Source organism: Streptomyces sp. TS71-3 (assembly GCF_018327685.1).
GTDB lineage: Bacteria > Actinomycetota > Actinomycetes > Streptomycetales > Streptomycetaceae > Streptomyces.
This window is the reverse complement of sequence record NZ_BNEL01000003.1, coordinates 732,552-752,228: the sequence shown is the minus strand read 5'-3', so window position 1 is coordinate 752,228 and position 19,677 is coordinate 732,552. Positions and strand designations below refer to the sequence as shown.

Genomic DNA, 19,677 nt, shown 5'->3' with positions numbered 1-19,677 from the left:
GTCAGGTCGTCACCGTCCCGAGGGGGCTGTTTCGGTCGTGTCCGGACCACCGGCCGGTGGTGGTTGCTCGCGCCGTTCCCCGCGCCCCTTTCGGGGCGCCTTTGCGGCCGTGGGCCGGCGGGATTAGGGGCGCGGGGATGGGGGCACCTCCCACGTCCTCAAGGCAGTGGGGGAGCGACCAGCCACGACGAAACCGTTGGATCGCCGCCGTCCCGAGGGGGCAGTCTCCGTCGTGCCCGGACCACCGGCGGGTGGTTGGTCGCTCGCGCAGCTCCCCGCGCCCCTTCGGGGCCCAGGTGGGCGCTGGTGCGCCCAAGAGGAGAGCCACGACGGGGCTGTCAGATCACCGGGGTCCGCAGATGCCGTCCCGGCCTTCTCCGGGCCCTGGGACCGGGTCGGCCGCGCCCAGGCGGGTACCCACTGGACAGGAGGCCTCCGAGGGGAGTGGGAACCGCGATGGAACACGGCCGTGGTGCGGTGCCGGACATGAGCCGTCCCGAGGCCGGGGTCACCCTGCTCAGCGAGTGGGCCGCACCGCCGGGCAGGCAGGAAGTCGTGGCCGACGCGGTGGCCGGTACCTGGGCGGGGCGCTGGCCCGGGGGACTGCTCTCCCGGTCGTGCCTGACCGGCGCGGACGGGCCGTGGGTCGCCCAGCTCTCGCAGTGGGCGAACGACGACGCGGCGCGCGCCTTCGCCGCCTCCTCGGAACCGCGGCTGGCCGAGCAGGTCACCGAAGCGGTGCCGGGCACCCAGTGGGTGGGCACGGTGCCGTATCTGCGCTGCCGCGGCAGGCAGTTCGGGCTGCGCCGGATCCCCGGCTGCATCGTGCTGGTCGGCCACGAGTTCGACGCGCCCGACCTGGTGCGGGCCCGGCAGTGGGTGGACGCGACGTTCGCGCTGCCGGCGTCGGGTCCGCCGCCCGGCCTGATCTCCACGCACTTCCACGTCAGCGCCGACGGTTCACGGGTGCTCAACTACGCCGAGTGGACCTCGCACGACGAGCACCGCGCCGCGTCGGTACCCGGAGCGGCGCGCGAGCAGGGCGGCGCGGCGGCGCGGGAGCAGGGCACCGCACCGGCGGGAGCCGACAGCTCCGGGCATCCCGACCCCGGGTCCTGGCCCGGCCCGGCGCGGACGACGATCCGCCGCTTCTCCCCGCACCGGCATACGACCGGCCGGTTCCGCCACCCGTGACCGCCGGGACCCCCGGCCGGGGCGTAGCCCTGCCCCCGGGCCTCAACCCCCGGCCGCAACCCTCCGGCCCGGACGTGGCCCTGTCTTCCCGGGCGCACCGGGGGCGTACTGCGAGACTGCACGGGGGCGCGCAGGCCGTGCGCCGCGCGCTATGCGCCGTGGCGCCGTGTGCCCCGTGCCCCGTGCCCGGCACCCGACGTACCCAGGAGCGGTCATGACCACCATCGCCATCATCGGAGCGGGACCGGGCCTCGGCGCCGCGGTCGCCCGGCAGTTCGGGGGGCAGGGCCTCGACGTCGCGCTCATCTCCCGCAACCAGGAGCGGGGCGACGCGCTCGCCGCCGCCCTCACCGCCGACGGGGTGACCGCGCGCGCCTTCGCCGCGGACGCGCGCGATCCGGCCGCCCTCTCCGCGGCCCTGGAGGACGCCACCGAGACGCTGGGTCCGATCGAGGTGATGCAGTACAGCCCGCTGCCGCAGAAGGACTTCATGCGGCCGCTGCTGGAGACCACCCCCGCCGACCTGGTGGGCCCGATCGAGTTCTCCGTCCTCGGCCCCGTCGCCGCCGTGCACCAGGTGCTGCCCGGCATGCGGACGCTGGGCCGCGGCACCGTCCTCTTCGTCAACGGCGGCACCGCCGTGCGGCCCCGGCCGCACCTCGCGGGCACCTCGATCGCGTTCGCCGCCGAGAGCGCGTTCGCCCAGATGCTCCACGAGGAGCTGGCCGGGGCGGGCATCCACGTCGCGCAGCTCGTCATCCCCGGCGCGATCACCCCCGGGCACCCGAGGAAGGACCCGGCCGTGCTCGCCCAGACACTGTGGAGCATGCACGCCGGCCGCCAGGGGTTCCGGCACTTCGCGGAGGAACTCGACGAGGGCTGACGGCGCCCGGCGGCCACTCTCCCTCTGCACGGCATCTGCAAGGTGAAGGGCGCTCTTCGGCCATCGAATGCAAGCGAAGCATGGCGTCCGGCTCGCTTTTGAGGTTCCCTGGTGTCCGGGAAGGGGCATGACACGGGTGACACCTTGAGGGGGCGGTCGGATGAACCGACTCGGCACGCGAAGCAGCCTGTTCTCGCTCTGCGGCGAACTGCACCGGCCCGCGCAGCTCTCCGTCGGGGACCTGCGCACGCGCTGGCGCCAGCACCGTGCGGCGGTGGTCTTCGACTGCGCCACGAACGGCCCGCAGCACCACACGTTCGAGGGCCCGCTGCTGCGGGAGGTCGCCCTCGACGCCGGTCCCGTCTTCGACGTCCGGCGCCGCAAGGACCGTTCCCGCTTCCTGCTCGCCGTCACCGGCGGCGACGGCCACCAGGCGCTGCTCTCCTGGGCGGAGATAGACGCCGACTTCTGCGACGCCCCGGTGCTGCTGGCCACCAGGATGGACGGCCACCCGCTGGACGCGGACGGCAGCCAGCTCGTCGTCCCGTCGGACCGCTGCGGGGCCCGGTACGTCAGCGCCATCACGCAGGTGTGGATCGGCACCTGGCCCCGTTCCGTCCCCGACCCGGGTGCGGACGGGGCCGGGCCGGAGCAGGACCGCGCGGCCGTCGTCTGAGGGACGCGCAGTCGCGGTAGTCCAGGCCGGCGACGGCGTGGGTGAAGTCCTTCGGGGCCTTCACGGCCAGGTTGAGCCGGCAGTTCTCTTGGGGCTCGGTCGGGTTCTTCTGGGGCTCGGTCGGGTTCGTCCTCGAACCGGCCATAGGTGTCGGGTTCCCTGGGCGTTGCCGTGCCTGAGCAGGGGGGGCGCGCGAGACGTCGCTCATCACCCGCCGGCCCTGGAGGGGGCGGGGGGCTTCGCCTGTCGGCGGCATGGGGGCGTCAGGGACCCGGGGGCGCCGGCCGGGGTGTCGGCCGCGGCGTCGGCAGAAAGCTTTCGCTCAGGTTCAGTGCTGCGAGTAGGAGGGGAACGTGGTGGTCGGGCTGAAGAAGGCCGTGTAGGCCTCGCTGTGGTGGCGGCGGTGGCGGCCCGAGCGGCGGCGGTGGTCCGCGGGGGGTGGGCTCTGGTACTCGGTCCGGGCGTAGTCGCCCCTCGTGTAGTCGCCTCTCGTGTAGTCGCCCCTCGGATAGTCCGATCTGGCGTACTCGCCTCTCGTGTACTCGCCTCTCGTGTAGTCGGACGGCGTGCCGGCCGACGCGGAGGACGCGCCCGGCGAGAGCAGCCCGTCGTCGGCGAGCACCTGTACCCGGAGCAGCAGGGTCCGCACGTCCAGGCCGAGTTCCTTGGCCACCGTCTGGAGGTCGAGCCCCGACTTCCAGCTCCACAGCAGGACCGAGTCCATGCTCGACGACCAGGCGACCGGGATCTCCGGCTCGGGGGCGGCCTGGCCCGTGGTGCTGGTCGTCGGGTCGTGCGGGACCGTGTACGGGTCGTACGGGGGCGGGGCGGGGACCTGCTCCTCCCGGGGGTGCGGAACGTGTACGTCCGCGGGTGTCGCCGGCGCGTGCTCCGGCGGCCCGGGTTCGCGCTGCTGGGCCTGCTGCTGCGGTCGGGGCGGCTGCGGCGGCTGCTGGACGGGGGTCAGCAGGGTCTGGGCGACGGTGCGTGCGTCGCCTCGACCGACTGCCCGGCGGGCCGTGCGCACCTCGCGCTCGTTCAGGCCCATCAGCGCCGCGATGGTGCGGTCGCTGCCGACGGTGACGGCGAACGCGGCGAGCATCCTGGCCCGCTCGGCCTGCGCGTCGTTCAGCAGCGACTGGGCCTGGCGCACGCGCTCGTCGCTGGCGCAGAAAGCTTCTGCCAGGATGGTGTTCCGGTCCCAGAATTCACGTGGTCTCACGATCCTGACAACGCGGATGCGGCCGTTAGGGACGGATTCCTCGGTTGAAATACACCTGGATGGCTTAAAGAAGTAGTCAGTTCACCAGGTGATTAAATGGTTTACGGGGTTTTCCCGGCGGGCGGTGCGGTCGGTGCGGTCGGTTTTCGGACCGTCGTTCAGGCGGGCGCGGGCGCGCCTCCGCGGACACGCCTCCGCGGGCGCCGACCGGGCGCGGACACGCCTCCGCCGGCCGCCTCCGCGGGCGCCGGGTCAGCTCGGGGCCGGTGCGGTGTCCGGGTGGATGCCGTACGCGGCGAGCCAGGACAGCAGGTCGGCCCGCGGTGTCCGGACAAGCGTGCCTCCGGTGAAGCGGGGGTCGTCGGTGACCTCGGCCACGTACCGCCGCGAGGGCACGAAGGCGTCCGCCTCCTCGTCGCCGGTGAACTCCGCCTCCGCGAGGACCAGGCCGTGCAGCGGGGGCGCGAACACGTCGATGCCGAAGGGCGGCACGCTCAGGCGCCGCTTGACGAGCGACGCCGCGGGCAGGACGGCGAGCGCCCGGTACTCCTCCTCGGAGAGGTACATGTTCGTCACCAGGCCCTGAACGGCTCCTGCTCCTCGCCGGGCGGCCGGGATCTTCTGGGTGAGCTTGAGCTCGCGGGCGCCGGTGTCCGGGCGCTCGGAGCGCCGCAGCCGCAGGCGCGTGCCCGTCAGGTACCGGTCGGTGATCAGCCGCACGGCGGTGGCGGACGCCTCGTCCGGGGCCCGCGCCAGCAGGAAACGGCGTTCTCGTTCGACCCGTGCGTACTTTCCCGGGGCCGGGGTGCCCTCGCCGGTGCCCTCGCCGCTCTCATCCTGCATGGCAGCAGCATCCCAGCGCCGGGCCGGATCACTGGGGCCGCACCCCCGGGGAGGCCGAACGCCCCCGGGGAGGCCGAACGCCCCCGGGGAGGCCGAACGCCCCCGGGGAGGCCGAACGCCCCCGGCGTCCCGCCCCTGGCGAGGCGCCGGGAGGCCGGGGTCAGCGGGTCGTCGCGGTCCGCTCGAAGTTGATCCTGTGGAGCTGGCCGGGCAGGTCGTTGACCATGTACAGCTCGCCGTCGGCTCCCTCGCCGAAGGCGGTCACCTGGGTCGGCAGGGTGCCGAGGGTGCCGGTGGTGTAGCTGCCGTCCGCGTTCTGGCGGATCGCCCAGGCCGTGGAGGAGCAGTAGTCGCTGGCGAGGTACGTGCCGTCCGCCAGGTCGCCGAACTCGGCGCCGTGGTAGACGTAGCCGCCGATCACCGAGCAGCCCTGGTTCGACGTCCGGTACGTGAAGACCGGTTCGGTGAACTCGGTGCCGTCGTCGCACCGGTCGGGCAGGTGCGACCCCGTTCCCTCGCGGCAGGACCAGCCGAGGTTGGCACCACCCTGGTCCGGCGTCAGGTGGTCGACCTCCTCCTGGGAGCCCTGGCCCACGTCACCGATCCACAGCGAGCCGTCGTCGTCGAAGGAGAACCGCCACGGGTTGCGCACCCCGTACACCCAGATCTCCGGGCGGGCGTTCGCGACCCCGACGAACGGGTTGTCGTCCGGCACGCAGTACGGCAGGTCGCCGCAGGCCCTGCTGACGTCGATGCGCAGGATCTTGCCGAGCAGGGTGTTCAGGTTCTGCGCGTTGTTCGGCGGGTCGTCGGCCGAGCCGCCGTCGCCGAGGCTCCAGTAGAGGTCCCCGTCCGGGCCGAAGGCGAGCTGTCCGGCGTTGTGGTTGGTGTTCTCGTGGTGGTCCTGGGAGAGCAGCACCTCCAGTGAGTCGTCCTTCAGGGAGTAGCGGGCCAGGGTGTCGGCACCGTCGGGCAGCGCCGTGTAGGCCAGGTACAGCACCTGGCTCCGCGCGAAGTCCGGCGCCGGGACGATGCCCAGCAGGCCGCGCTCGTTGTCCGACTCGTCGACCTTGTCCTTGATGTCGAGCAACGGGTCGGGCAGCAGGCCGTCTTCCGGGTCGTAGACCCGTACGTCCCCGGCCTTCTCCAGGATGAACAGGCGTCCCGTGCCGTCGTCCGGCGCGGTGATCCCGGTGGGCCGTTGGAGGCCCTGCGCCAGCTGGGTCGTGGTCACGGCCAGCTCGTCCAGCGGAACGGACGCGCTGGCCCGGCCCGCCGTCAGCGGCGCAAAGAAGAGCGCGGAGAGCGCGAGGACGAGCAGCTTGGTCAGCCTGCGCCGCCCGGTGGACGGGCGGCGGCGCGTGGTCCCTCCGCGGGGCGTGGACGATCCGCGGCGCATGGTCCCTCCGCGGCGCGTGGTCCTTCCGCGGAGCGTGGTCGATCCTCTGTGCAGGGTCGATCCTCCGTGCAGGGTCGATCCTCCGTGCGGGGTCGATCGGCGTTGCGTCATGGCAGCTCCAGAGGTGCGTGGGGGAGTCCTCATGGCGATGGCGCAGTGAAACGCGAGAAGCGAGAACTTCTCGGACCGAGCGGAACGACCGTACTCGCCGGCCGGTTCGGGCGACAGGGCGTTCTTGGGCAACTCCGGGAGGGTCTGGGGAGCTGGGGGTCGGTGTGGCGGCTGGTGCGGCGACTGGTGTGGCCCGCGAGCGCGGTGTGCCGGGCGGGGGCCGGTGCGGTTCGGGGACGGCGTGTGCCCGCCGCCCGTCTCAGGCCTCGGCGAAGACCCCCGCGCGTGCCGCCGCCTCCGCCGCCCGTGCGGCGCGTCGGGCCGCGGCGGAGTCCAGGGGGACGGCGCTGGTCAGCAACCGGTAGTAGAGGGGTGCCGACACGGCGGGGACCACCTCGTGCGGATCCGTGCCGGCCGGGAGTTCGCCGCGCTCGACCGCCTGCCGGACGCAGGGTGCCCACTCGGCGACCCGGGTCTCGTAGAAGCGGTGCAGTGCCTCTGCGGTGCCGGGGTCGGTCGTCGCGGCGGCGATGACCGCCTTGAACAGGGGGCCCTGCCGGGGGTCCGTGAGGGTCCGCACGACCAGCTCCGCGTTGGCCGTCAGGTCGCCCAGCAGCGAACCGGTCTCGGTGCGCGGCAGCGGCTCCTCGGCCATCTCCTTCAGCAGGTCGGCGACCAGTCCCTGAACGGTTCCCCAGCGCCGGTACACCGTCGTCTTGCCGACCTCCGCGCGCCGCGCCACGTCCGCGAGGTCGAGCCGTGCGAGCCCGTGCTCCGCGAGCGCGTCGCCGGCGGCCCGCAGCACGGCGGCCCGCACCCGGGCCGTCCGCCCCCCCCCGGCCGCACGGTTCCGGGGCCGCCGCTGTCCGCCGTGTCGCTGCCTGCCCCCCTGTTGCCCGCGGCGCCCGCCGTCCCGCCGTCCGACGCTCGGGCGCTCGCTGCCCTCTCCTCGTCCATGCTGCCCTCGGTCGTCATAACGGGTCTCCAGTTCCACTAGACGAGTAAGTCCTAAGTTCTGGGGTGCCGATCGGGCATGAAGAGAGGGTGTTCAAGATCATGTTGTGACGCAAGACCTGAACACCCTCTTGACTGCACTGTACGTGAAGATCGACGACGAGCTGGGAGGACCCCGATGGAGGGGCAGACCGCCCGTGCTGACCGACTCCGAACTGGTCTGTGTCGCGGTCGCCCAGGCGATGCTTGGCTTCACCTCCGAGGCTCACTGGCTGCGCTATGCCCGCAAGCACCTGCGGGATCTGTTTCCGTACCTGCCGCAGCAGTCGGGCTACAACAAGCGGCTGCGCGCCGCGCTCGGGCTGGTCAAACGGGTCATCCGGATGCTCGCCACATCGAGCGACTTCTGGCTCGACGACTGCTGGATCGTGGACTCCACCCCGGTGCCCTGCGGTATGTCCCGGCCCACGGTGAAGCGCTCGGACCTGGCCGGATGGGCGGGCTACGGCTACTGCGCCAGCCACTCGCGCTTCTACTGGGGGCTGAAGCTGTACCTGGTGTGCACACCGGCGGGCATGCCGATCCTGTGGGCGCTGGCCGACCCGAAGATCGGCGAGCGAGAGGTGCTGGCCGCGATGCTCGAAGTCGACGCCGACGTGGCTGCCGAGCACGACGGCATCCTCCTGATCTGCGACAAGGGCTTCGCGGGCCGCGACTTCGAAACACTGCTGGGCGAGTACGGCATCACGATGCTGCGGCCGTCCCGCAAGGATGAGAAGGCCCGCTATGGCGAGCCGATGCTCAAGAAGGTCCGGCAGCTGATCGAGTCGGTCAACGACACCCTCAAGGGCCAGCTCGACCTGGAAGACCACGGCGGCCGCTCCTTCCAAGGGGTCGCTGTCCGCGTCGCCCAGCGCGTCCTCGCGATGGCCGCCGCCATCTGGCACAACAACGCAACCAACGCACCGATCACCCGGTCACTGATCGCCTACGACCACTGACCGGAGATCGGACTTACTCGTCTAGACGACTTCTTCCTGAACCTGGACTGCCGGCTCTGCCTGCCGGACGCCCCGGTGGCGAAGTTCCTCGCGGACCCGGAGGGCACGGAGGACCTGCCGGCGGACGGGCACCGCAGGAGCCTGTCCGCCGCGGCGCTCGACCGCTCGCCGCTGGCCGGTTTCCTGGACGCCACGGTGGGCGCCCGGCTGCGCGGCCACGGCGACGGCGTGCTGCACCTCGTCAACGTCCGCGACTGGCACGTGCCGGGCGAGTCCTACGACCTGGAGCGCCGCCAGTACGGGGCGCACTGCGAGGCGGGCACCTGGGGCGCGGAGTACATCGACGGCTTCGGGCGGTGGCTGGACCCGGGTGCGGGGGAGGCGGGCGACGGCGGCCGTGATGCGGCGGGCGGTCGGGAGGTGCCGGGCGCCGGGGAGGCCCCGGACCCGGACCCGGACAGAGACGGTTCCCCGCGCCCCTGAAGGGGCGCGGGGATGGGGGTACCGCCCACACCCTTGAGGTAGTGGGGGAGCGACCAGCCACAAATCAGCGGGTGGTCAGGTGTAAGACAGCAAGTGGCTGGGCCGGGTGGCCCGCCGCAGGCGACGGATGGCCCGCCGCAGGCGAACAAGGCGCGAAGCGCCAAGAACCGCGGCCACCCTCGGCCGTCAGGCCGACCCGTACAGCTCGAACTCGTACACCGAGTCCCCCCACTGGGAGACCCGGCCGGTGGCGTAGATCCTGACGTACCGCCCCGAGCCGCTGATGCCGACGTCCTGGATGTCGGCCGGGGAGTTGTTGTTCTGGAAGACGGTGGTCCAGTCGGTGCCGTTCTGGGAGGTCTGGATCTGGTAGGCCGATGCGGCGGCCGCCTCCCAGACCACCGTGGCGTGGTTGAGGTTGTAGGACTTGCCGAGGTCGACCTGGAGCCACTGCGGGTCGCTGAACTGGCTGGACCAGCGGGTGGTCACGTTCCCGTCGGTGGCGTTCGAGGCCGGGAACTCTCCGCTCTCCGCGGAGGAGGCGGTGGTCGGCTTGCCCTTGGCGAGGTTCTGGGTCGGGTGGCCGGCCGGGGGCTTGTTGTAGACGGCGACGTAGTCGACGTTCAGCGAGCCGCCGGAGACCGTGGCGGAGTTGGGCCCGCCGCCGTACGCGGCCGGGAACGCGCCGCCCATGGCCAGGTCGAAGATGATGAAGAAGCTGTGGTCGACGGCGTCGGCCCACTGGCCGGCGTTCACCTGGTCGGCCTTCAGGGTGTAGTAGTTCTGGCCGTCCAGGTACCAGCGGATCTGCTCCGGCGACGTCGACCGGTCCAGTTCCACCGCGTAGGTGTGGTAGCCGGTCTGGCAGTTCGCGCAGGCCCGCTCGCCGCTGCCGACGCCGGTGGACTCGTTGCAGGAGCCGCCCGGGGCGACGCCGCAGTGCAGGGTGCCGAAGACCGAGCTCCGGCCGTTGATGTCCTCCAGGATGTCGACCTCGCCGGAGCCCGGCCAGACCTTGCCGACCCGCAGCGGGGCGCCCAGCATCCAGAACGCCGGCCAGTAGCCGGCGCCGTTCGCCGTGGTGACGTTCGGCTGCTGGATGGACGCCTGCATGCGCACCACGCCGCCGGGCAGCGCGCCGAACCCGTCCGCCTGGGTCTCCACGCGCCCGGAGGTCCAGCCGGTGCTCGGGTCGCTGCCGTCGTGCAGCGCCTTGAGCACCAGGTGGCCGTTGCCGTCGTGGTACACGTTCGCGGTGCTGTTCGTCATCGTCTCGATCTCGCCGGTGCCGAAGCTCCAGCCGGGACCGGTGTCGTAGCGCCAGACCCCGGTGTCGAGGGGCGTGCCCGCGCCGCCGTCGAAGTCGTCGCTCCAGGTGGTGGTGAAGCCGGAGGGGGGCGCTGGTACGGCCTCGGCTCCGGTGGAGCCGCGCGGGGCGCTCTGCGCGGTGGTGGCGGCGTGGGTCGCGGCGTGCCCGGCGGACGGCGGGGCGCTCTGCTGGGCCGAGACGGCCGGTGAGCCGGCGAACGCGCTCGCCGCCACGGCGGCGAGCGCGACCAGCCCGGTGGCCGCCCGTCTGAGCAGCCGCCCGCGCGGCGGGACAGCGCCCGCCGCGGGTGAACCTCCGCGCGTGCCTCTGAGGGACATGGGTGCTCCTTCTCGTCGTGGGGGGCGTGGCGCACTCCGGCTGAGCGCGCCAGGGGAGGACGAGCTGAGAGCGCTCTACGAGAGAGCGCTCTCAGGAGATTGTTCCTCGGGCGGGTCGGTGTCAAGGGCGGGGGACGGAACGGGAGTTGGGGGGCGTTGGGGGTGGGGGCCAGGGTTCGGGATGGGGGTGTGGCGAGGTCGTGGTGGGGGTGGTTGTCGGGGGCGTTGGAGGGGTGCCGGCGAGGGTGCTTGGAGGTCGGGGAGGGGTTGCCTGCGGGGTGTTCGGAGGACGGGCGAGGTGGCCCGCGGGGGAACCCCGGGCGCGTCTGTCCGGGCCGCGGGAATGCGCCGATCTACGATTTCGGTGCCGACCGATATCTCGGGCAACCGTGCCGATCCTTGCGGGAAATCCCCTTATGGGAAATCCCGTCCCCCGATCGTGCCGAGCCCTTCCGAAACCCCCGACCTCGACCGTGCCGGGCCGCTTCGAAACCCGCTACCCCCACCGCGCCGAGCCCCCCGAAATCCCCACCCCATCCCATCCCATCCCATCCGCGCTCCTATCCCCATCCCATCCCACCCCATCCCCCCACCCCACCCCGCCCCACCCCACTGCATCGCATCGCACACGGACCGGTCCACCGGACGTTTCGGGGACGCACGGCGGAGCCGGCGCCCGGCGAGGAGACGGAACATGAAGACACCCGTGCAGAACCAGTTCGCCATCGACATCAGCAGGATCCGCGAAGAGGCCAGGAAGCACATCACCAGGGGCCCCGTCACGCCCGCGAACACGTCCGACGTGGCCCGCCTCATCGATGTGCTCAACCAGATCGTCGCCACGGAAATGGTCTGTTACCTGCGGTACACGCAGAATGCGATCGTCGCGCAGGGAATCGACCGCGAACAGGTGGCCGCCATGTTCCGGGAGCACGCGGACGAGGAACTCGACCATTTCCGCCGGGTGGCGGACCGCATCAACCAATTGGGCGGAAGTCCCGACATGGACCCCGCCTCCCTGGTCGCACGTTCGCACACCGAGTACGCCGCGCCGCCGGACACCGATCTCCAGGGCATGATCCGCGAGAACTTCGTCGCGGAACGCATCGTCATCGAGACGTACACGGAAATCGTCCGCTGGATCGGGGAGAGCGATCCGACCAGCCGGCGGCTGATCGAGGACATCCTCGAAGAGGAGGAGGAACACGCGGACGAGCTGAACGACCTGTATCAGCCGACGTCCGCGGACCAGGGATAGGGACCTGGCGGGACCTGGCGGGACTTGGCGGGACCTGGCGGTGACCTGGCGGGGCTTGGTGGGGCCTGGTGGGGCCTGGCGGTGGCGGGGCCCGGCGGCCCGGGGGATCAGGTCTCCGTTTCCACGAGGGAGTGGAAGAGGGCCTCGATCCGGCGGGTCAGCTCGCCCTCTTCGGCCTCGGCGAGGGCGCTCGTGCCGAGCACCTTGCGCATCATCCAGACGCCCGCGAGGACGCCGAGGAACAGTTCCGCGCGCTCCTCGGCCCGCTCCCCCGGCAGCCGGTCCGCGAGGTCGCGTCCGACGTGCCGTTCGACACCGTCCCGGATGATCTCCGCGGCCCGCGCGTTCCCCGCGGACCGCAGCATCAGCAGGAAGGGGTCGAGCGGGTCCGCCCCGGGTGCGGTCCGTGCGACGAGCGTCCCGGCGGTCTCGCGGGCCAGGGTGTCCGCGGCGCCGGTCACGACCGTGCGCGGTGCGAAGGAGGTGTCGACGGCCTCGGCGAACAGCTGCTCCTTGGAGCCGAAATAGCGGTTGATCAGCATCGCCGTCACCCCGGCGTCCCGCGCGATCTCGCGCACGCCCACGCCGTCGTAACCGTGCCGTGTGAAGGCGGCCATGGCCGACCGCAGGATCGCCTCACGGGTCGCGGCGGAGTCGCGGCGCCGTTTGGGCGGGGTGCCGCCGTGGCCGTCGCGGGGTTCTCCGGGTGTCATGGCTGCCATGTCTACCAGTGTAGATATTGCTGGGGCAAGGGCCTGCCCGGGGGGAGTGCAGGGATCGCGGGGACTTACGTTGGGTCTACGAGGCCGTCCCCTCACCCCCGGCCGTCCACCCCAGCGCGGGCCCCAGGCGCGTGGCCATGTCGGTGAGGATCTGGACGTAGTCCTCGTGCTCGAAGGTGAAGGGCAGCGCGAAGGCGACCTCGTCGACTTCCCGGAAGGCCGGGTCCGCGTAGAGGCGTTCGGCGATCTGCTCGGAGGTGCCGACGAGGTCGCGTGCGAAGAGCAGGCGCGCGGGCCCCTGCGGGGCGGCGGTGCGCGGTGTCCGCTGCCGGACGAACGCCTCGTACTTCTCGCGTTGCCCGCCCGTGGCGCTGTCGGTCGGGATGACGACGAGGCCCTGGGAGACCCGGGCGCGCTCCCCGTCGGGGTGGTGGGCGCGGAAGGCGCGGATGTGGGAGAGCTGGATCTGGGCGAAGTCCACGGGCGCGCCGCCCGCCCCGGTCGCTCCGGATGTGCCGGTCGCCCCGGCCGCCCCGGATGTGCTGGAGACGCCGGCCGCCCCGGTCGCCCCGGGCACGCCGGCCGACCCAGATGCGCCGCTCGCCTCGGACGCGCCGGACCCGCCGCCGGCCCCGGACTCGTCTGGCACCGGCACCGGCTCCGGCTCCGGCTCCGGTTCCTCGGCCTTGACGACGCTGCTGACCAGCAGGTTCATACCCTGCTCGCCCGCCCACCGCGCGGACCGCAGGCTCCCCGCGCCGTACCACATGCGGTCGCCGAGTCCGGGGGAGTGCGGCTGGACGCGGTCGGAGAACACCTCGAAGCCCTCCGTGCCGGAGAAATCGGTCGCCGGCTCCCCGCGCACGAAGGCGAGCAGCCGCCGCACACGCTCGTAGCCGAAGTCCTCCGCGTCCGCGGTGTCGGGGTAGAGCGCGGGGGAGATCCGGTCGAAGTGCGCCGGTGGGCCGACGCTGATGCCGGGGTTGAGCCGGCCGCCGGAGAGCACGTCGACGGTCGCGAGGTCCTCGGCGAGCCGGAGCGGGTTCTCCCAGCCCACCGGGGTCACGGCGGTGCCGAGCGCGATACGGCGGGTGCGCTGCGAGGCCGCGGCCAGCAGGGCGACCGGGGAGGAGATGCCGTACTGGAGGTGGCGGTGGCGCACCCAGGCGCTGTCGAAGCCGAGCCGCTCGCCGAGCTCGATGATCTCCAGGGTGCTCTCGTGGCCGGGACGGGGATCGGCCCCGTCGAACAGCCCGATGGTCAGAAAGCCCAGCTTCCGCAGCGGCTTCGAGCTCGACGGCACGGAATCCTCCCAGGTCGGCGGGTACGGCAACCCCGGCGACGGCCGCGCACGGTGCTCGTTCGGCCGCCCTGTCTCTGTTGGCGCTCTCGGTGGGGCTCCGGTGGTGCTCTGATGGTGCTCTGTTGGTGCCCTGTCTCCATTGGAGGCCGGTCTCGACCGACGAGGCCGGCAGCGTCGGGCCGATTCCGGCGGCCGGACCGGGCACCGTGACCGACAACGCTCCGCGGACGGTGCCGCATTTCCCTACGAACCCTCGGGGCCCTACGAACCCTCGGGGCCGGGCTCGTCGCCTGGTCCGGCGGCGGTGGCCGCGTCCCGCAGTGCGTCGAGCAGACCCCGCAGAGCGGTCTGCTCCAGCGACGTCTCGCGCACCACGGCGGAGATCACCCGGACGGGTTCGGGGCCCCGGACCGGGCGGAGGACGACGCCGGGGTGCGGGTTGCGCAGCCCCAGCCGCGGCATCAGGCCGACCCCGAGTCCGGCGGCCACGAAGCCCTGAGCGGTCGCGTAGTCCTCGCTCTCGACGACGAAGTCAGGGCTGAAGCCGGCAGCGGCGCAGCCGGCGAGCACCGGTTCGAGGCAGGGGCCGGGCGGCTCGCTGCCCACCCACTGCTCGCCGGCGAGGTCGTTCAGGTTCAGCGTGGGCTTGCCGGCCAGCGGATGCGCGGTGGGCAGTACGGCGGCGTACGGGTCGTCCAGCAGGCGGACCAGCCGGATGCCGTCGCCGAGGGGTTCGGGTGCGCCCACGACCACGGCCAGGTCGGCCCGGCCGCGTACCGCCTCTCGAATCCGCTCCTCGGAATCGACGAGGGCGAGGTCGACCCGTACGCCAGGATGCTCGGCACGCAGCCGGGCGACCGCGGGCGCCACCAGCGTGGAGCCCGCGGTGGCGAAGTAGCGCACGGAAAGCCGGCCGGTGCGCCCGGCGCGCAGGTCTGCGAGCGCGGACTCCGCCCGCGCGACCGCCGTGCCGATCAGCACCGCGTGCTCGGTGAGCAGCAGACCGGCGGCCGTGGGCCGCACGCCGCGCCCGACCCGTTCCAGCAGGGCGGTCCCGGCCTGCTTCTCCAAGGCGGCCACCTGCTGGCTCACGGCGGACGGCGTGTAGCCGAGGTGTGCGGCAGCGGCGGTGACCGTGCCACTGGAGACCACGGCGCGCAGGACTTGGAGACGCCTCACATCAAGCATGTAGCTGAGCTTAAAGGCCAATGCAGAACTTTTCGCTTGTCCTGAAACATGGCCTGGGGCACCGTCATTCGCGGAGCGGAAACCGCACCCGAGGCCTCAGCGCACCCGAACCCTTACCGACCTCGAAGCCTCACCGCACGCGAAGCCCCACCGCACGCGAAGCCCCACTGCACGCGAAACCCCACCGGAACCGGAGGAGACGCGATGACGACGAACGTCACCGCACGGAGACGGAACTCGCCGGCATGGGCGCGCGTGGCCGTTCTCGCCCTGCTGTGGGGATCGACGTTCCTCTGGATCGAACTGGCCCTCAGGGGCCTCTCACCGGTCCAGGTCACCGTCGCCCGCTGCGCGCTGGGCGCGCTCGTGCTCACCGCGGCCTGCTACGCGACGGGAAGGCGCCTGCCCCGGGGCCGGGCGGTCTGGGGCCACATCGCCGTGGCCGCGTTCTTCTGCAACGCCCTGCCGTTCGCGCTGTTCAGCGTGGGCCAGGAGACGGTGGACTCGGGCCTGGCCGGGGTCCTGAACGCCACGACCCCGCTGTGGTCCGTCGCCATCGGCCTCACCGCCGGCTCGGAACGGGGCATCCGACCGGCCCGCCTGGCGGGGCTGCTGCTGGGCTTCGCGGGAACGCTGCTCGTCTTCGCCCCGTGGCGGCAGGCGGGTTCGGCGGGGTGGGGAGCGCTGGCGATCGTGGCCGCGGCGGGCAGCTACGCGGTGGCGTTCGTCTGCATGGGCCGCAACCTGGTCGGCAGAGGCATCCCGACCCTCTCCCTCTCCGCCGCCCAACTCCTGGCCGCGACCGCCCTGTCGGCCCTGGCACTCCCGGCGGGCGGCCTGTCACCGATCACGATCGACCCCGCGCCCCTGGCGGCCGTCTGCGTCCTCGGCGTCTTCACCACGGGGATCACGTTCCACCTCACCTACAGGATCGTCGCGGACGAGGGCGCGACGAACGCCGCGGTCGTCGGCTACCTGCTGCCGGTCGTCTCCGTGACCCTGGGCGCGGTCGCGTTGAACGAGGCCCTGACGCTGAGGGTCGTGGCGGGAATGGCCGTCGTACTGGCAGGCGTGGCCATGACCCGCCATCGGGGCGCCGCTTCCCGTCCCGCACCGACGGCCGCTGATGCGGGGCGGCGGAGTCACCCAGTCTTGACCGCAATGTACTTTGCATTGAAAAGTAAGCCCAGTGGACGGCCGGCCGGCGGTCCGCTGCCCAGCGCTGCCGCAGCACGACGGCGGAAGCACGACCACGGAAGCACGACGGCGGAAGCGCGACCAGGAAGCAAGGCCACGTAAGCGACCACAGGGGGACAAGGTGGGGCCACCGTCACTGAGTAGTGCGGGATGCGAGCAGGGGCCGGACGCGGCCGGCCTGTTGGCGGCGACGGAAGGTCTGCGGGCCAGGACTCGCGCGCAGATGAACGGCTCGTGGGTCCCGCTTCTCGGCTTCGGTCTTCTCGCGCTGGCAGCCGCTCCGATTGCCCGGTACGCCTTCAATTTCGGAGCCCACGGCCGCTACATAGGGTCCTACCCCGCTTTCGCCTACGCCGAGCTGACGGGCCTGTGCGTCGTCCACGAACCGGGCACCCCCTGTCTGCGGGGCGAGTTCGACGGCGCCGTCCTGCGCTTCACGGCCTGGAGCGTGTGGTTCGTGCTCCTCCCCCTGGCGTGGATCGCCTTCGCCCGCTGGTACCGGCTGCGTGGCGAGGCTCGCGGGTTCGTTCCCCGGCGCGGCACGTGGTTCCGCACGACCGCAATGGCCACCGCGGCGATCACTGCGGCGTTGATGGCCCTGTTGCTCGCCAGCGGCCAGTCGTGGGAGGCCGAACTGCTGGAGAACAGATACGCCTCCCCGTGGTACGTCGTCGGCATCGGACTCCTCGCCCTCGGAATCGCCGAACGCAGCTGGATCGCCGCAGCCGCCGGCACCTCCCACGCCCTGCTGCTCACCGGCTACCTGGGGGCCTCCTGGGGCACCGGCTGGCTTCCCTGGCAGCACCCCGCACACCCCGGCTGGACCGACGGACCGCAGGTCAAAGCGCTCCTTCTCGCCGCCATCCTGCTCCTCGCCGGCCTGGCCGAGAGGGCCGCGGCCCGTCATCGGGCAACACCCGGCGCCACTGATGCGGGTACGGTCGCTCCATGAGCGTCGAGGACTCGACCGCTGCGCCGGACGAACCGCAAGGACTCCACCCGACCCGGTCGCTGGACGACACCGTCCATCAGCGTGTCCGGCTCGGCATTCTCACCATCGCCCGAGAAGCCGATCGAGTCGAGTTCGGCTTCCTGAAGAAGCAACTGGCCCTCACCGACGGCAATCTCTCCCGGCACCTGAAGGTGCTGGAGGACTCGGATCTGATCACCGTGGAGAAGGGCTACGCCGGTCGGCGGCCCCGCACCTGGATTGCTCTCACCCGCGAAGGCGCGCAGGCACTGAACGCCGAACTCCGCGCCCTGCGCGCGCTCGTCATCCGCCTGGAGACTCCCCGCCCCGCGCCCGGCCCGGCCACTACATGATCACCGCCGGCGTCCCGCGAGCCTGCCGCCACCGCTCTCCGGGGGCCAAATCCCCCCTGCTTCCTGGAAGGTTTGCTATGGCAGACTCACTACCGCACCGGTGGACGAACTGACTGCGGGGTAGCTGTGCTCCCGTCCCTGCTCGGATGCGCCGCACCTGTTCCCGCCGGCGCCCAGCCCTCCACGACCTTCGCCGGAGTAGCCCGATGAGCCCGAACCCCCAGGTCGACACCAGCAGGCCGCACCCGGCACGCGTCTACGACTACCTGCTCGGCGGCAAGGACCACTACGAGGTCGACAGCGAACTCGGCGAGCGGATACCGAGCCTGTATCGCGACGCGGCACGCGTGAACCGCGCGTTCATGCACCGCGCTGTCGCCTGGGCCGCCCGCGGCGGCATCGACCAGTACCTCGACATCGGCACCGGGATCCCCACCGAGCCCAACCTCCACCAGGTCGTACAGGCGATCAACCCGGCGGCCCGGGTCGTGTACGCGGACAACGACCCCCTCGTGCTGCGCCACGCCCAGGTGCTGCTCAAGAGCGCTCCGGAGGGGGCCACCGACTACATCCAGGCCGACGCCCGCGAGCCGGAGAAGATCCTCGAACACGCCAGGACTTTCCTGGACTTCGACCGGCCGATCGCTCTCTCGCTGGTCGCGCTGCTGCACTTCGTCCTCGACGAGCAGGACCCCTACGGCATCGTCCGTACCCTTGTCGGAGCCCTGCCGGCCGGAAGCTTGCTGGTGTTGTCGCACGGCAGCATGGACTCCTTCCCGGAGGAGCGCGAGAACAACACCTACGGGAGCAGCATCCCCTCGCGCTTCCGCTCCCGCGCGGAGGTGGAGCCGTTCTTCGACGGCCTGGACCTCGTGGACCCCGGCCTCGTCACGGCTCCCGAGTGGTACAAGGACACTCCCGCGCCCGAGTACGAGGTCAGCGCCATGTACGTGGGGGTGGCCCGCGTCCGGTGAACCGGGCGGCGTGAACGTGTGGTGACGCGAGGCACGCCCTTTCCGGCCCCGGCCGCGGCGAGAGCCTGGGGCCGGGCCCCGCTGATGTCCCGCGACGTCCGGTCTCATGGCGGCAACCGGTTCCTGACGGACGGGAGCCCTCCCCGGCGTGCGGTGGTAGGAAGGGCCCGGAACGGCACTGGGGGCGGCAGCCAGGGGGGCGCGCCGAACCAGGAACCAGGAGCCGCAAGGGGGAGTCGGGCATGGCGGCAGAGAACATCGACGACGTCGTGGACGGGCTTGCCGGGATCGTGCGGGAGGCGGGCCGCGCCGGTGACCGGGTCGGGTACTTCGCGGCGCTGTACCGGCAGGTGACCGTCGAGGTCCGCACGGCCATTCACGGCGGGCAGTTCGACGACGGCGCTCGAATGGACCGTTTCGACACGCACTTCGGCAACCGCTACTTCGAGGCGTACGACGCCTGGCGTCGCGACCAGAGCCCGCCGCGTTGCTGGCGCGAGGCGTTCGGGCTGCTCGACGACGCCGACGCCATCATCGTCCAGCACCTGATCCTCGGCGTGAACGCACACATCAACCTCGACCTGGCCATCGCCGCCGCACGAACCAGCCCGGGCGAGGCCATCCACACGTTGCGGCGCGACTTTCTGCTGATCAACGACATCCTGGCCCGGGTGGTGCTGGCGGTGGAGGACTCGGTCGGCGCCCTGTCGCCGCTCCTGTCGCTGCTGGACCAGGTCGGAGCGCGCACCGACGAGCAGATCCTCGACTTCAGCGTCCGCCAGTCCCGCGAGGAGGCCTGGTACAACGCCGTCCTGCTCGCCGGCCAGAACGAGGAGCAGCGCGAGGCCACCATCGAGCGCCTCGACGTCCGGGCGGCCGTGCTCGCCCGGTTGATCGCGCGACCGGGCGGTGTCGCCCGCCCTGCCCTCCAGCTGATTCGACGCACCGAGAGCGATGACGTGCCGGCCGTCATCGCCCACCTGGACAACGCCATGGAGCAACTCTCCGCTCGGTAGGGCAGGGGGTGAGCCCGGCGGACTGGGCTCATCGTCTCCGGCTTCATGACCACCGAGCTCCACGTGGGAAGGCCGCAGCCTCTTTGGCGTTCCCGAAGTCGGGGACAACACCGTCGTGCGTGAAGGTCGTACGTCCGAAAGTGGCCTGCGAGTTCACGCCATGCGTGCAGGTGGTCGGGATCCGGCCCGCCACGCGACCCGTATAACCGAATGTTTACTCGGTGTTCGCGTACGTGGCCCTGGAATGCGCACGACATCCCCATAAAGTCAGCATGCTGACGAA

At 72.1% G+C, this 19,677-nt stretch carries 19 protein-coding genes and 1 pseudogene; 11 read left to right on the top strand and 9 right to left on the bottom strand.

What is annotated here, in order from left to right:
* Positions 1-486 precede the first annotated feature (486 nt).
* From Sm713_RS27590 to Sm713_RS27580, 3 genes are all read left to right on the top strand, one after another.
* Complete coding sequence (locus Sm713_RS27590; protein ID WP_212912751.1) at positions 487-1,194, top strand: antibiotic biosynthesis monooxygenase; 708 nt, start codon at positions 487-489, stop codon at positions 1,192-1,194.
* Between the two features lie 214 nt (positions 1,195-1,408).
* Complete coding sequence (locus Sm713_RS27585; RefSeq protein WP_212912750.1) at positions 1,409-2,077, top strand: SDR family NAD(P)-dependent oxidoreductase; 669 nt, start codon at positions 1,409-1,411, stop codon at positions 2,075-2,077.
* Between the two features lie 160 nt (positions 2,078-2,237).
* Positions 2,238-2,753 (top strand): molybdopterin-dependent oxidoreductase, encoded by a 516-nt coding sequence (locus Sm713_RS27580; protein ID WP_212912749.1) that lies wholly within the window; start codon positions 2,238-2,240, stop codon positions 2,751-2,753.
* On the opposite strand, the gene Sm713_RS41760 is transcribed toward Sm713_RS27580, so the two are convergent.
* From Sm713_RS41760 to Sm713_RS27560, 5 genes and pseudogenes are all read right to left on the bottom strand, one after another.
* Entirely contained in the window at positions 2,659-2,898 is a 240-nt protein-coding gene (locus Sm713_RS41760; RefSeq protein ID WP_374196078.1) for a DUF4360 domain-containing protein, read from the bottom strand. The two genes, Sm713_RS27580 and Sm713_RS41760, sit on opposite strands and share 95 nt — an antisense overlap.
* Positions 2,899-3,081: 183 nt before the next feature.
* Positions 3,082-3,975 carry a hypothetical protein gene (locus Sm713_RS27575; RefSeq protein ID WP_212912748.1) on the bottom strand — a complete coding sequence of 298 codons (894 nt, stop codon included), beginning with the start codon at positions 3,973-3,975 and terminating at the stop codon, positions 3,082-3,084.
* A 252-nt stretch (positions 3,976-4,227) separates the two neighbouring features.
* A complete protein-coding gene (locus Sm713_RS27570) occupies positions 4,228-4,818 on the bottom strand; it encodes a hypothetical protein (protein WP_212912747.1) in 591 nt (196 codons plus the stop codon).
* 160 nt (positions 4,819-4,978) lie between these two features.
* The gene (locus Sm713_RS27565; protein WP_212912746.1) at positions 4,979-6,217 is read right to left on the bottom strand and encodes a sorbosone dehydrogenase family protein; all 1,239 of its coding nucleotides are present in this window, start codon (positions 6,215-6,217) and stop codon (positions 4,979-4,981) included.
* A gap of 370 nt (positions 6,218-6,587) precedes the next feature.
* Positions 6,588-7,285, bottom strand: a pseudogene (locus Sm713_RS27560) (TetR/AcrR family transcriptional regulator).
* Positions 7,286-7,389: 104 nt separating this feature from the next.
* Between Sm713_RS27560 and Sm713_RS27555 the strand changes: the two are divergent.
* Both Sm713_RS27555 and Sm713_RS27550 read left to right on the top strand, forming a co-directional pair.
* Complete coding sequence (locus tag Sm713_RS27555) at positions 7,390-8,283, top strand: IS982 family transposase (RefSeq protein WP_212912745.1); 894 nt, start codon at positions 7,390-7,392, stop codon at positions 8,281-8,283.
* 75 nt (positions 8,284-8,358) lie between these two features.
* Complete coding sequence (locus Sm713_RS27550; RefSeq protein WP_212912744.1) at positions 8,359-8,766, top strand: hypothetical protein; 408 nt, start codon at positions 8,359-8,361, stop codon at positions 8,764-8,766.
* A gap of 186 nt (positions 8,767-8,952) precedes the next feature.
* Here the strand turns inward: Sm713_RS27550 and Sm713_RS27545 are convergent, their stop codons facing one another.
* Positions 8,953-10,413, bottom strand: a complete 1,461-nt coding sequence (locus Sm713_RS27545; protein WP_212912743.1) for a discoidin domain-containing protein — start codon at positions 10,411-10,413, stop codon at positions 8,953-8,955.
* A gap of 694 nt (positions 10,414-11,107) precedes the next feature.
* Here Sm713_RS27545 and Sm713_RS27540 point away from each other — a divergent pair.
* The gene (locus Sm713_RS27540) at positions 11,108-11,671 is read left to right on the top strand and encodes a ferritin-like fold-containing protein (protein WP_374196077.1); all 564 of its coding nucleotides are present in this window, start codon (positions 11,108-11,110) and stop codon (positions 11,669-11,671) included.
* A gap of 107 nt (positions 11,672-11,778) precedes the next feature.
* Here the strand turns inward: Sm713_RS27540 and Sm713_RS27535 are convergent, their stop codons facing one another.
* The 3 genes from Sm713_RS27535 to Sm713_RS27520 form a co-directional block, all read right to left on the bottom strand.
* Positions 11,779-12,393, bottom strand: a complete 615-nt coding sequence (locus tag Sm713_RS27535; protein ID WP_249416730.1) for a TetR/AcrR family transcriptional regulator — start codon at positions 12,391-12,393, stop codon at positions 11,779-11,781.
* A gap of 76 nt (positions 12,394-12,469) precedes the next feature.
* Positions 12,470-13,696: an LLM class flavin-dependent oxidoreductase gene (locus Sm713_RS40750; RefSeq protein ID WP_249416729.1), complete on the bottom strand. Its 1,227-nt coding sequence runs from the start codon at positions 13,694-13,696 to the stop codon at positions 12,470-12,472.
* Between the two features lie 261 nt (positions 13,697-13,957).
* Positions 13,958-14,884 (bottom strand): LysR family transcriptional regulator, encoded by a 927-nt coding sequence (locus Sm713_RS27520; RefSeq protein WP_212912742.1) that lies wholly within the window; start codon positions 14,882-14,884, stop codon positions 13,958-13,960.
* Positions 14,885-15,088: 204 nt separating this feature from the next.
* Between Sm713_RS27520 and Sm713_RS27515 the strand changes: the two genes are divergently transcribed.
* The 5 genes from Sm713_RS27515 to Sm713_RS27495 all read left to right on the top strand — a co-directional run bounded on the left by Sm713_RS27515 (position 15,089) and on the right by Sm713_RS27495 (position 19,394).
* Positions 15,089-16,183: a DMT family transporter gene (locus Sm713_RS27515; RefSeq protein ID WP_212912741.1), complete on the top strand. Its 1,095-nt coding sequence runs from the start codon at positions 15,089-15,091 to the stop codon at positions 16,181-16,183.
* Between the two features lie 121 nt (positions 16,184-16,304).
* Positions 16,305-17,033, top strand: a complete 729-nt coding sequence (locus tag Sm713_RS27510) for a hypothetical protein (protein ID WP_212912740.1) — start codon at positions 16,305-16,307, stop codon at positions 17,031-17,033.
* The gene (locus Sm713_RS27505) at positions 17,030-17,404 is read left to right on the top strand and encodes a transcriptional regulator (RefSeq protein ID WP_212912739.1); all 375 of its coding nucleotides are present in this window, start codon (positions 17,030-17,032) and stop codon (positions 17,402-17,404) included. The genes Sm713_RS27510 and Sm713_RS27505 overlap by 4 nt, the downstream gene beginning before the upstream one ends.
* Positions 17,405-17,610: 206 nt before the next feature.
* Complete coding sequence (locus tag Sm713_RS27500; RefSeq protein WP_212912738.1) at positions 17,611-18,378, top strand: SAM-dependent methyltransferase; 768 nt, start codon at positions 17,611-17,613, stop codon at positions 18,376-18,378.
* Positions 18,379-18,620: 242 nt separating this feature from the next.
* Positions 18,621-19,394, top strand: a complete 774-nt coding sequence (locus tag Sm713_RS27495; protein ID WP_212912737.1) for a DUF5995 family protein — start codon at positions 18,621-18,623, stop codon at positions 19,392-19,394.
* The last annotated feature ends 283 nt before the right edge of the window (positions 19,395-19,677 follow it).